This window comes from Micromonospora sp. DT201, assembly GCF_049841575.1.
GTDB lineage: Bacteria > Actinomycetota > Actinomycetes > Mycobacteriales > Micromonosporaceae > Micromonospora.
The window spans coordinates 51803-62910 of record NZ_JBNCKP010000001.1; the positions used below are offsets into that span (position 1 = coordinate 51803).

The 11108-nt window shown below is 69.8% G+C and carries 12 protein-coding genes; 6 read left to right on the forward strand and 6 right to left on the reverse strand.

Annotated elements, in window-relative coordinates; translation table 11 throughout:
- Positions 1–62: 62 nt before the first annotated feature.
- Positions 63–1250, reverse strand: coding sequence for a hypothetical protein (locus ACLQ28_RS00255; protein ID WP_425684196.1), 1188 nt, complete (start codon positions 1248–1250; stop codon positions 63–65).
- Positions 1243–1809: a SigE family RNA polymerase sigma factor gene (locus ACLQ28_RS00260; protein ID WP_425684197.1), complete on the reverse strand. Its 567-nt coding sequence runs from the start codon at positions 1807–1809 to the stop codon at positions 1243–1245. The genes ACLQ28_RS00255 and ACLQ28_RS00260 overlap by 8 nt, the downstream gene beginning before the upstream one ends.
- A gap of 187 nt (positions 1810–1996) precedes the next feature.
- Between ACLQ28_RS00260 and ACLQ28_RS00265 the strand changes: the two genes are divergently transcribed.
- The gene (locus ACLQ28_RS00265; RefSeq protein WP_204942158.1) at positions 1997–2578 is read left to right on the forward strand and encodes an NADH-quinone oxidoreductase subunit B; all 582 of its coding nucleotides are present in this window, start codon (positions 1997–1999) and stop codon (positions 2576–2578) included.
- A 52-nt stretch (positions 2579–2630) separates the two neighbouring features.
- Here the strand turns inward: ACLQ28_RS00265 and ACLQ28_RS00270 are convergent, their stop codons facing one another.
- Positions 2631–3572, reverse strand: a complete 942-nt coding sequence (locus tag ACLQ28_RS00270) for a hypothetical protein (RefSeq protein WP_425684198.1) — start codon at positions 3570–3572, stop codon at positions 2631–2633.
- A gap of 222 nt (positions 3573–3794) precedes the next feature.
- Here ACLQ28_RS00270 and ACLQ28_RS00275 point away from each other — a divergent pair, with 222 nt between their 5' ends.
- Positions 3795–5111, forward strand: a complete 1317-nt coding sequence (locus ACLQ28_RS00275) for a DUF2252 domain-containing protein (protein WP_425684199.1) — start codon at positions 3795–3797, stop codon at positions 5109–5111.
- 16 nt (positions 5112–5127) lie between these two features.
- Here ACLQ28_RS00275 and ACLQ28_RS00280 read toward each other — a convergent pair whose 3' ends face one another.
- The gene (locus ACLQ28_RS00280; protein WP_425684200.1) at positions 5128–6174 is read right to left on the reverse strand and encodes a glucose 1-dehydrogenase; all 1047 of its coding nucleotides are present in this window, start codon (positions 6172–6174) and stop codon (positions 5128–5130) included.
- A 118-nt stretch (positions 6175–6292) separates the two neighbouring features.
- Here ACLQ28_RS00280 and ACLQ28_RS00285 point away from each other — a divergent pair, with 118 nt between their 5' ends.
- Positions 6293–7015 (forward strand): NADH-quinone oxidoreductase subunit C, encoded by a 723-nt coding sequence (locus ACLQ28_RS00285; protein ID WP_425684201.1) that lies wholly within the window; start codon positions 6293–6295, stop codon positions 7013–7015.
- Positions 7015–7977: a complex I subunit 1/NuoH family protein gene (locus ACLQ28_RS00290; RefSeq protein WP_425684202.1), complete on the forward strand. Its 963-nt coding sequence runs from the start codon at positions 7015–7017 to the stop codon at positions 7975–7977. Before ACLQ28_RS00285 ends, ACLQ28_RS00290 begins: the two co-directional genes overlap by 1 nt.
- Positions 7978–8227: 250 nt before the next feature.
- Here the strand turns inward: ACLQ28_RS00290 and ACLQ28_RS00295 are convergent, their stop codons facing one another.
- Positions 8228–9247 carry a glutathione S-transferase family protein gene (locus ACLQ28_RS00295; RefSeq protein WP_425684203.1) on the reverse strand — a complete coding sequence of 340 codons (1020 nt, stop codon included), beginning with the start codon at positions 9245–9247 and terminating at the stop codon, positions 8228–8230.
- 117 nt (positions 9248–9364) lie between these two features.
- Here ACLQ28_RS00295 and ACLQ28_RS00300 point away from each other — a divergent pair, with 117 nt between their 5' ends.
- Complete coding sequence (locus ACLQ28_RS00300) at positions 9365–9793, forward strand: ester cyclase (protein WP_425684204.1); 429 nt, start codon at positions 9365–9367, stop codon at positions 9791–9793.
- Here the strand turns inward: ACLQ28_RS00300 and ACLQ28_RS00305 are convergent.
- A complete protein-coding gene (locus ACLQ28_RS00305) occupies positions 9774–10349 on the reverse strand; it encodes a Uma2 family endonuclease (RefSeq protein WP_425684205.1) in 576 nt (191 codons plus the stop codon). The genes ACLQ28_RS00300 and ACLQ28_RS00305 overlap by 20 nt on opposite strands.
- 95 nt (positions 10350–10444) lie before the next feature.
- On the opposite strand from ACLQ28_RS00305, the gene ACLQ28_RS00310 reads away from it, so the two are divergent.
- Positions 10445–11068 carry a NuoI/complex I 23 kDa subunit family protein gene (locus ACLQ28_RS00310; RefSeq protein WP_425684206.1) on the forward strand — a complete coding sequence of 208 codons (624 nt, stop codon included), beginning with the start codon at positions 10445–10447 and terminating at the stop codon, positions 11066–11068.
- Positions 11069–11108 lie beyond the last annotated feature (40 nt).

Sequence of the window (11108 nt, forward strand, 5' to 3'; positions counted from 1 at the left end):
TTCGGCCCCATGGAAACGCCGCCGGTCCGGTCCGCCGCCCTGCGACAGCGGACCGGACCGGCTCAGCGGTAGTAGTGGGTGAAGGTGGCCTGGTTGTCGTCCCGATCACGCTCCAGCAGGCCGCTCCCATCCGCACCGGTGCCGAAAATTTCAACGGTCGCCTTTCCGGATGACAACGGCACTCCCTGCGCCCGCTGCAGCCGGAGGGTGAGCCGAATATCCGCGTGCGGAGCCAGCCGGCCCAACGTGCACTGGTACGGCGCCCGCGCCTCACGCATGTTCTCGCGACACCGATCCCAGCCATCCCCGACAGGTCGCAGCTGCCACGGCAGTCCGAACGACAGCACCGCCTCGGGCACCTCGCCCGCGCTGGCGTTGCGTACCCTGACCTCGATCGTGCCGGAGAAGCTGTCGCCGGGTTCTCTGACGAGGGCCAGGTTCGAGGAACTGACTGACAGGTCGGCGGCGTACGGATTGGGGCCGAAGGCCCTCGGTCCTTCGACCTGGCGGAACCGCTGCCCGTCCCAGGTGTACCCGCGCCACTGGCGCTGCGACTGCTCCAGCGGCCAACCCACCCCCGGCGCCCGGTCGGCCATCGCCACCCGGGTCACCCCGTCGGCACGTACCTCCGCCCCGATCAGCCACTCAGGGGCCGGGTCGGCGGTGGCGGCCACCCGACCGAGTGTGATGATCCGCCCAGCGGCGTCCCGATCGAAGGCGACAACCTGCGCAGGCCCCCGCGTGCCGAACAGACAGCGCACCAGGATGACGGTCTCCGTCGCACCGTCGCGGTCCACATCCCCGTAGTCGAGCTCGACGAGCAGATTGGTGTCGGTACCTACCGGGTCACCGCTGAGCCGGACCCCACGGGAAGCGCACACCTTGTTGTTCGGACGGTCAGGTAGATCGTCCCAGGCGGGCAGGTCGACGGTGGCGGCGAGTAATTCGGCCCGGTCGATTCGGCCGTCCGGCACGGCAGGTGGGGACGAGACAACGGGCGACGGCGAGTCGGACGGTGTCGGTGGAGCCGTCGCCGGCGCCGGTCCTGAGTCTCGGCGCAACCCGACCTGCCCGGCCACCGGCACGGTCACCGCCACCACCAGCGCCACGGCCACCGCCACCGCCGCGCGCCGCCGTCGGCGACGGACGATGTGCCGGACCGCGGCCGGGCCGTCCGGCGCGATGGCCGGGAGCATGGTCTCCCGGTATTTGGAGAACTCCGCGTCGAGCTGAGCGTCGAAGTCAGGCATGGTCGGTCACCTCGTTCTGGGGAGCCAACTGCGCCGCCAACCCAGCACGACCCCGGTGCAACCAGGTCTTGACCGTGCCCTCCGGCACGTTCTCCAACTGGGCGATCTCGGTTACAGGGAGGTCCGCGAGGTGGTGCAACACCACGACGCGGCGATGGTTCGGCGGCAGTGCGGCGAGCGCGCGCGTCAACGCCACCCGGTCCGGGCCGGGGCCGGGCACGTGCTCCTCGCGCTGACGCCGCAGGTACGACTGCGCGGTCCGCAACCGACGCCAGCGGCTGGTAGCCAGGTTCCAGGCGACCCGCCGCACCCAGGCGACCGGGTCGTCGTAGCGGGAGACTTTCGCCCACCGCGCGAAGGCCCGGCAGAATGCCTCCTGGACCAGGTCCTGCGCCTGATTCACGTCCCCGAAGTAGGCAGCGAGCTGAATGGTCAGCGACCTGAAGTGGGCGTGGTACAGCTGGTCGAACTCGATGTCGTCGACCGAGGTCCGCCCGGCCGGCCGGGTCATGTTCGCTGGCGGAGGCTTGCCGAGCCTCGATTCGGCGCTCACCGTCACCTGAGTCCTCCCCGCTCGCGTCACCCTTTCGTCGGGGACGACGCTGCTCACACGTGGTGGAGCCGGATCAGGTTTCACCGATCGGGAGACTTCTCGGTGAAGTTTCGATGACGCGCTTCTCCACCGCTCACCCGGGCCGCGCAGGTGTTGACTGTGATTCACTGTCGGTCGAGGAGAGGGGACGTCTGTGCAGCTGCCGGGAGTGCTCGGTGAGCCGATCCGGTTCGTGCTGAACTGGGGCCGCCGCTACTCGCTCTGGGTCTTCAACTTCGGCCTGGCCTGCTGCGCGATCGAGTTCATCGCCACCAGCATGGGTCGGCACGACTTCATCCGGCTCGGCGTGATCCCGTTCGCCCACGGTCCGCGGCAGGCCGACCTGATGGTGGTGTCCGGCACGGTGACCGACAAGATGGCTCCGGCGATCAAGCGGCTCTACGACCAGATGCCCGAGCCGAAGTACGTCATCTCGTTCGGTGCCTGCTCCAACTGCGGCGGCCCCTACTGGGATTCGTACTCGGTGACCAAGGGAGTCGACCAGCTCATCCCGGTCGACGTCTACGTGCCCGGCTGCCCACCTCGGCCGGAGGCGCTGCTGCACGGCATCCTGCGCCTACAGGAAAAGATCGCCGCCGAGCAGTCCGGCATCGGCGGCGTGCCGCAGCGGGATGTGTTGGCCGCGCCGCTGGACGCACCGCCCCGCGAAGCCGCCGCCCCCCGCTCCGTCGACTCGCTCACCGCCCCACCGGTGCGCCCACCCGCCGCCAACTGACGACGGCCAAGCCGCCGCCCGGACGAATCCGAGCGGCGGCCCGAGTGGCCGGTCAGCCGTTCGCCGCGACCGCCAGGGTGGTCCGCACGACGTTGTCGCTCGGGTCGGCGTCGGGAGTGGCCGGGTACCAGTTGGTCGCCACCTCGATGTCGATCAGTTCGCTGGCGTCGGCCGGATCGGTCGGCGGGCTGACGACCAGCGCGAAGCTGTACTCCTCGCCGGGCATCAACCGCAGCTCCGGCACCGGCACCAGCGCACCGCCGCCGTTTACCGGACCGCTCGTCGGGTCGGTGTGCCAGAACACGGATCCGGCGGGCAGGGAGCTGACCCGCACGGAGAAGCTGTCGTGCGGAGCGTCGCCGTCGTAGCGGATCGTCACCGGCACCCGCAGGTTGCCCTCTCCGTCCGGGAGCACCGTGACCGGGCCGTCCAGCCTGATCGAGGCGTTCGGCTGCGCGTCCTGAACGTACGGCCGAGGACGGATCAACGAACCCTTCGTGGACCGGAACAGCGCGCTGAGCGGGGTACGCGCCACCAGACCGTCAATGCTGGAGTAGACCTCGACCCAGCCGCCGTTCATGACCATTGGGTACGTCCGGGGGTTCGTCAGCACGTGGAAGTCGAGCACGTTCCGGACGCTCTCGCCCGGGGCCAGGTCGGCCCAGTTGTCCGTCAGGGAGCAGTTGGCCACCCGGCGGTTGTTCTCCACCCGCATGTCGAACATGTCGCATTCGGTGCCGTCGAACCGGAAGGCGCCCGGCACCGGCTCACGCAGCTTGTAGTAGAAGTAGTCGGTCTCGCTGCCGGTGTTGGTGACGGTCAGCGGGACGCTGCCCCGGTAGCCCCGTTCGGTCGGGTTCAGGATCAGCTTGCCCACCGACAGCGTGCGACCGTCGCGGTCCGGCGGCGCGGCCACCGCCGCGCCGGCGGTGGCGACAGTCGCGGTCAGGCCGAGCAGTACGGCGGTGAGCAGGGTTCCCGTTTTTCTGAACATGGATTTCTGGTCCTCCCGTGTTGGTGGCCGGTGCGGATCGCATCGACTGCCTAGCTAGACGTCAGCCAACCCATGGAATGGTTGCCGTCGCACGACAATCAATTCGTGCCGTCCAATATCGGTGTCGGGATTCCCCGCCGCCACTCGAGCCGACGCGTCGGCCGCGGGGAAGAAGACGGTTGTCCGACGTGCGGGTGGCTGGGCAGGGCTAGCCTGCGCATCATGACCAGCTCCACGGACCAGCGGTCCGCTCACATCATCGACGTGCTCACCGAGGAGTTCGGCACGTCGATGGCGACCGACCCGGCCGCCTTCCGCCGCAAGTTCCGCAAGATGGCGGCGTCCCCGTTCGCCTTCTACCGGGGCAGCGCCGCGCTGTTCTACGCCGACCAGCTCGGCGACTTCGCCGACGACCGGTTCAGCAACGAGCAGACCAGCCGGGTGTGGATGCACGGTGACCTGCACGCGGAGAACTTCGGCACCTACATGAACGCCTCCGGGCAACTGGTGTTCAACGTCAACGACTTCGACGAGGCGTACGTCGGGCCGTTCACCTGGGACCTGCGCCGGCTCGCGGCCAGCGTGGCGCTGCTCGGCTACAGCAAGGCGCTCTCCGACACCTCGATCGGGGACCTGGTGGCTGGCTTCGCCCGGTCGTACCTGACCGAGCTGCGGGCGATCGCCGCCGGCGGTGACGACGCGATCGGCTCGATCACCCTGGAGAACGCCGACGGGGTGCTGCGCCGGGTCCTTCAGCAGGCCCGACTCAACACCCGCGTCGACCTGCTCGCCGCGCAGACCACAATTGACAACTACGAGCGACGCTTCTCCGTCGGTGACGGGGTCTTCGAGATCGACGACGCCACGCGGGACAAGGTTCGTGCCGCCTTCCAGGACTACCTGGGCACTCTGCCAGCCGCCTCGACGCAGCTCCGGCCGGTCGAGGCGCGGATCAAGGACGTGGTGTTGCGCAAGGGGGTGGGCATCGGCTCGGCCGGGCTGCCGTCGTACAACCTGCTGCTGGAGGGGCACACCCAGGCCCTGGAGAACGACGTCGTCATCTACATGAAGCAGGCGCAGGTGCCGGCTGTGGCGCGGTACGTCACCGACGAGTCGGTCCGCGGCTACTTCCAGCACCAGGGTCACCGGACCGCCGAGTCGCAGCGGGCGTTGCAGGCGTACGCCGACCCGTGGCTGGGCTTCACCGAGTTGGACGGGGTCGGTCAGCTCGTCGCAGAGGTCTCCCCGTACGCCGCCGACCTGGACTGGTCGGACGTGAACGAGCCGGAGGAGTTGAGCGGGGTCCTCGTCGACCTCGGTCGGGCGGTGGCCCGGATGCACTCGGTCGCCGACGACGAATCCAGCCACGACCTGGTGGACTACTCCACCGAGGAGGCGATCGTCGCCGCGGTGGACACCGACGAATCGGGCTTCGTCACTCACCTGGTGGACTTCGCGCACGCGTACGGGGTGCGCGCCCGGCAGGATCACCAGCTCTTCGTCGACCTGTTCCGCAACGGTCGGCTGCCGGGCATCTGATCGGGCGGGGCGTCGCTCAGGACGCGAACTCCAGCACCACCTTGATGTCGTCCGGCCCGGAGGTGTACGCCTCGGCGTACGCCTCCACCGGCACCCGGCGGGTGATCAGCGAGTTGAGCCAGCCCTGGTCGGCGCGGGTGAGCGCATCGACGGCGAGATCCCAGTGTCGGCGGTTGGCGTTGACCGAGCCGAACACCACGTTGTTTTCCAGGACCAGGGCCCGGTTGAGCGCCCCGGCGTCGAAGTCGATGAGCCGGCCGCCGCTGGACACGCCGGCCAGGCAGACGATCCCGGTTGGCCCCGCCTTGCACATGACATCGAGGACCACTGTGGGTGCTCCGGTGCACTCGACCACCACGTCCGGTTCGAAGGGCAGGTCGTTGACCGGCACCGCGTGGTAGGTGGCACCGAGCGCGGCGACCAGCTCCGGCTTCGGGCCCTCGGTCGCCCGGTCCAACACGTGCACGGCGAGCCCGCGCTGGGTGGCGAGCAGTGCGGCCAGCAGCCCGATCGGCCCGGCCCCGGTCACGAGGACCGTCTGGGGTTGCCACTCGGCTCGGTGCCCGATCCGCTCGATGTGGTCCCATGCTTTGGCGACGACGCTTGTCGGCTCGAGCAGCACGCCGACCTGTGCGAGCGACGGGTCGAGCCCGACCGCGAAGCGCGGTTGGAGTCGCCAGCGGTCGCGGGCGAAGCCCGGCAGGGCCTTGATGCCGTGCTCGGTGAACTGCCCGTTGCGGCACATGTCCCATTCGCCGACCGCGCAGTTGGAGCAGGGCACCGGGTCCGGATGCCGGACCACCCCGGCCACCAGGTCACCGGGTTGCAGGGTGCCGCTCGGGTCCTCCAGGACGCGGCCCAACGACTCGTGCCCGATGACCAGGCGGTCCGCTCCCGGTGGCGCCTCGCCGTACGCCCCGGCGATGATTTCGTGGTCGGTGCCGCAGATCCCCACCGCCAGAGCCTCGACCAGGATCGAGCCCTCCTCGGCAGCCGGCTCCGGCTGATCCTCGACGAGGCGCAGCGTATTGGCGACCCCGGGTGTCACAGTCACAGCGCGCACTCCCTCATCTTTCCCCGCCGAGGGCTACGCCGCGCCCAAAGCCGGCAGATCGCCGGCTAGCGGCGGCGGACGGGCGCGGGCCGGGCTCGCACCGGCGGGACGTCCTAGGATCAGCGGCATGACTCCCGAAGAGGTCGGCGCTCGGCTGGTCGCGCTGCTTGCGCCGGTTGAGGCGACCCCGTCGGTCTCCGGCGGGCAACGGTTCGCCCGCGCCACCGTCGATGTGCCGCTGGAAAGCTGGCTGACCGCTGTTCGTGTCGCCCGCGACGATGCCGTGCTGGCCTGCGACTTCTTCGACTGGCTCTCCGCGGTCGACGAGTTGGCCGAGGGCTTCGACGTGGTGGCGCACCTCTGGTCGACGCGGCTACGGCACGGGGTGCTGCTGCGTACCCGGTTGCCGCGTGGCACGCCCACGGTCGCCTCGGTGGTCGACGTCTATCCGGGTGCCGCCTGGCACGAGCGGGAGACACACGAGATGTTCGGTATCGACTTCGCCGGCCACGGGGAGTTGCTGCCGCTGTTGCTGCCGCCCGAGTTCGAGGGTCACCCGCTACGGAAGGAGTTCGTGCTCGCTTCCCGGGTGGCCAAGCCCTGGCCGGGTGCGAAGGAGCCAGGCGAGTCCGAGGCCGGTGGTGGGCGCCGACCGATCCGCCCGCCGGGCGTTCCCGCTCCGGGTGAGTGGGGGACCACGCCCACTCCGGCCGGCGCTGGTGGCGTGGGGGAGGGTCCGCGTGGCGGCACCCCGGCCAGGCCGGCCGGTGAGCGTCCGGCGCGGCCCGGTCCGGTCGCGGACCCGCCGGCCCGCGACGGCCGCACCGATGACGACGGGGGTACGACCTGATGCCGCTCTGGGTGGAGCTGGTGTTGCGGGTGGGCGGCGTGTTGGTCGCGTTCCTCACCCTGCCGTTGCTGGTCGGCCAGGCCGAGCACAAGGTGATGGCGCACATGCAGGGCCGGCTCGGTCCGATGTACGCGGGTGGCTTCCACGGTTGGGCCCAGTTGGTCGCGGACGGGGTCAAGTTCGTGCAGAAGGAGGACGTGACCCCGCGCGAGGCGGACCGGGCGGTGTTCCGGCTGGCCCCGGCGGTGGCGCTGGTGCCCTATCTGCTGGTGCTGTTGGTCATCCCGCTCGGCCCGAACGACCTGGTCGGGCAACCGTTGGACATCGGCTTGTTCTTCGTGCTGGCCGTGGTCGGTGTCGGGGTCGTGGCGGTGCTGATGTCGGCGTGGGCGTCGGCCAACAAGTACAGCCTGCTCGGTGGCCTGCGTGGGGCCGCCCAGTTGCTCGGTTACGAGTTGCCGCTGGTGCTGGCTGCCGCGTCGGTGGCGATGGCGGCGGGCACGCTCAGCCTCTCTGGCATCGTCGAGGCGTGGCAGCCGTGGTGGCTGCTCTGGCAGGCACCCGCGATGATCGTCTTCTTTGTCGCCGGGTTGGCCGAGATTCGCCGGCCGCCGTTCGACATGCCGGTGGCCGACTCGGAGCTGGTCTTCGGCTACATGACCGAATACACGGGTCTGCGCTTCGCGTTCTTCCTGCTCGCGGAGTACGTCGGCATCGTGGTGATCGCCGCGCTGACCACTGTGCTGTTCCTCGGTGGGTGGCAGGGCCCGTTCGCTGATGATCAGTTGGGCTGGCTCTGGACGCTGCTCAAGATCTTCGCCGTGGCCTTCGTGATCATCTGGCTCCGGGTGTCCTACCCCCGGCTGCGCGAGGACCAGTTGCAACGGCTCTGCTGGCTGGTGCTGGTGCCAGCGTCCCTAGGGCAACTGGTCCTCACCGCCGCGGTCCGCATCGCTCTCTGAGGCCGCAGCATCACCCTCACGGACCCCGACGCGGCGTCGATTGCGGCGCGAGGTCCGGCCTGACGCCCGACGGGGTGACCACCCTGTCTCGACGTCCTTTGCTCTGCTTCAACCCAGGCAACACTTGCGCGGCAGAAGTGTTGCCTGGGTTGAAGCAGAGCAAAGGCGACGCGAGCACCCCCACCACCCGGCCACCCCCGTCTGAGCGGCGAGGGTCGCGTGGGTCGCGTGGGTCGCGTGGGTCGCTGGCTCAGCGCAGCGGAGTGTGCGCGGGGTCGACGGGCTCAGTCGGCGGAGGAGGCGGCGTGCCGTCGCCGAAGGGGCGGCCGCCGAGGGTTTCCCGACCGTGCGGGGTGACCCAGTTGGACAGGTCCGGGCCGAGCGGCACGACCCCGGTCGGGTTGATGTCGCGGTGCACCTCGTAGTAGTGCCGCTTGATGTGGTCGAAGTCGACGGTGTCGCCGAAACCAGGGGTCTGGAACAGGTCCCGGGCGTACGCCCACAGCACCGGCATCTCGCTCAACTTCTGCCGGTTGCACTTGAAGTGGCCGTGGTAGACCGGGTCGAAGCGGACAAGCGTGGTGAACAGCCGCACGTCGGCCTCGGTGATGGTGTCGCCGACCAGGTACCGCTGGTCGGTCAGCCGCTCGGTCAACCAGTCCAGCCGGTCGAAGAGCCGGTGGTACGCCTTCTCGTACGCCTCCTGGCTGCCGGCGAACCCGCAGCGGTAGACGCCGTTGTTGACGTCCCGGAAGACGACGTCGTTGACCTCGTCGATCTGCGCCCGCAGGTGCTCGGGGTAGAGCTGTGGGGCACCGTCGCGGTGGTACGCGCCCCACTGTGTGGACAGGTCGAGGCTCATCTGCGCGTAGTCGTTGGTCACCACCTGCCCGGTCGGCACGTCGACGATCGCCGGCACCGTGATGCCGCGCTCGTAGCCGGGGAAGCGCTTGAAGAACGCCTCCTGGATGCGCTCGATGCCGAGCACCGGGTCCCGCCCACCCGGGTCGAGATCGAAGGTCCAGCTCCGGGCGTCGTGGGTCGGGCCGGCCACCGCCATCGACATGGCGTCCTCCAGGCCGAGCAGCCGCCGCACGATGATCAGGCGGTTGGCCCACGGGCAGGCCCGACTCACCGCCAGCCGGTACCGGCCCGGCTCCACCGGGTACCCGTCGCGCCCGTCCTCGGTGATCCGAGTGGCGATGTACCGCTGGTCGCGGGTGAACTCGCCGCCTGGCTCGACGTACTTCCCGCCTGTTTCCTCGCCCACGTCATCCTCCGGTCTGTTGCCGTCTTCGTCACATTCTCGCGGATCTTCGGCCCGCCGGTGTGGCCTGAGTCAACCTGACCGCGTCGCCGGGACCGCCGGCCCGGATACCCTGCCGGCATGACGGATGTGGAGGCCGCGGCCCGGCGTTTCATCGCGGACGTGTGGAACGCCCGCCGGGAGGAGTCGGCGTACGAGTTGATCGCCGAGGAGTGCCCAGGGCTGGGCGGCACCGGGCCGGAGGCGACGCTGGCCTGGCACCGGGAGCGGCGGGCGGCCTTCCCGGACCTGCGCTACAAGATCGTGGACGTGGTCGCGGCCGGCGAGCGGGTGGCCGTGCACTGGCGGGCGGCCGGCACGCACGTCGGGCAGTTCGGGCCGGTGCTCCCGACCGGGCAGGTGGTGAGCTATTCCGGTGCGACGTTCCTGCGCTTCGACACGGCGGGCCGGATCGTCGAGGTGTGGAGCTGCAACGAGCTGTTCCAATTATTGCAACAGCTCGGCGTCGAGATGCTCCCCCCGACAGTCGTCAGCGGACCCGGGGCGTGATCCGGCTGATCGGCAGGTTGATCGGAAAGGGCTCGCCGGTGTCGACGAACTTCGTCCACCGCCCGGTCTCGTTGTAGACCTCGTTCACCGCGTCGATCCGGTAGGTCACGACCTCCAACGCGCCACCCTGCGTCTCGATCCGCCAGTAGAAGGGGATGCCGGCCTGGGCGTACAGCGCCGGCTTCAACACCCGATCGATCGAGCGGGTGCTCGGTGAGACGATCTCGATGGCGACGACCACCTCGTGCGGCTCGTACTTCGACGGCTCGCGAGCCGCCGCTGCCGCCGTGGTGATCAGCACGTCGGGGATGAAGGACCGGGTGCGGTTGATCCGCACCTCGACCCCTTGGGTCACGTCGTAGCCGTCGGGGCAGTCTTCGTCGAGCGCGGCCATCAGGTGGCCAGCGATTGTCTGGTGGGTACGGGTGGGGGAGGGGGACATCAGCAGCACTCCATCGAGCAGTTCCCGGCGGCGACCATCCTCGGGCAGCGCATCCAGGTCGTCAGTCGTCCACACGCTCTCGGGCGGGTAGTCGCTCTGCAGCGCGGCGGTCATGGCAGGTCCTTCCAGGTGCGTTCGTTCTCCCCGCGACCACGGTACCGCCTTGGACCCACGGGTGGTGGTCGCGCGCGCCGAGGCCACAGGGCAGGATGGTCGACATGAGCGACCCCAGCGAGCACGGCGACCCGGCCGGCGCCACCAGTGCACGCGGCCTGCCCGGCGCGGGTCTGGTGAAGGGGCTGGCGGTCACCCTCAAGACGATGACCAGCCGGTCGACCACCCAGCAGTACCCGGACGTGGCCCCCGACCTGCCGCCCCGCTCGCGTGGTGTGATCGCGTTGTCGGAGGAGAACTGCACGGTCTGCATGCTCTGCGCCCGTGAATGTCCGGACTGGTGCATCTACATCGACTCGCACAAGGAGGAGGTGGCGGTGCCCGGCGCCGCCCGCCCCCGCCAGCGCAACGTGCTCGACAAGTTCGACATCGACTTCTCGCTCTGCATGTACTGCGGCATCTGCATCGAGGTCTGCCCATTCGACGCGCTCTATTGGTCACCGGAATTCGAGTACGCCGAGTACGACATCAAGGACCTGCTGCACGACAAGGACCACCTCGGTCAGTGGATGGCCACCGTCCCGCCGCCGCAGGCACACGACCCGAACGGGGAGCCCGCCAAGGAGGAGACCGCCGCCGCGCGCAAGGCTGCCGCCGCGCGTCCGGCCCCTTCGTCGGTACGCCCCGAGCCCGGCACCGACCCGGGTCCGGCGTCGTGACGCCCGCCCGACGGATGCCGACCCCAACCGTGGGGGCGGC

Bases quoted from the DNA above. Each gene is read 5' to 3' on its own strand.
- ACLQ28_RS00255 (WP_425684196.1), bottom strand. From the start codon at position 1,250: ATGCCTGACTTCGACGCTCAGCTCGACGCGGAGTTCTCCAAATACCGG.
- ACLQ28_RS00270 (WP_425684198.1), bottom strand. From the start codon at position 3,572: ATGTTCAGAAAAACGGGAACCCTGCTCACCGCCGTACTGCTCGGCCTG.
- ACLQ28_RS00275 (WP_425684199.1), top strand. From the start codon at position 3,795: ATGACCAGCTCCACGGACCAGCGGTCCGCTCACATCATCGACGTGCTC.
- ACLQ28_RS00285 (WP_425684201.1), top strand. From the start codon at position 6,293: ATGACTCCCGAAGAGGTCGGCGCTCGGCTGGTCGCGCTGCTTGCGCCG.
- ACLQ28_RS00290 (WP_425684202.1), top strand. From the start codon at position 7,015: ATGCCGCTCTGGGTGGAGCTGGTGTTGCGGGTGGGCGGCGTGTTGGTC.
- ACLQ28_RS00300 (WP_425684204.1), top strand. From the start codon at position 9,365: ATGACGGATGTGGAGGCCGCGGCCCGGCGTTTCATCGCGGACGTGTGG.
- ACLQ28_RS00305 (WP_425684205.1), bottom strand. From the start codon at position 10,349: ATGACCGCCGCGCTGCAGAGCGACTACCCGCCCGAGAGCGTGTGGACG.
- ACLQ28_RS00310 (WP_425684206.1), top strand. From the start codon at position 10,445: ATGGTCGACATGAGCGACCCCAGCGAGCACGGCGACCCGGCCGGCGCC.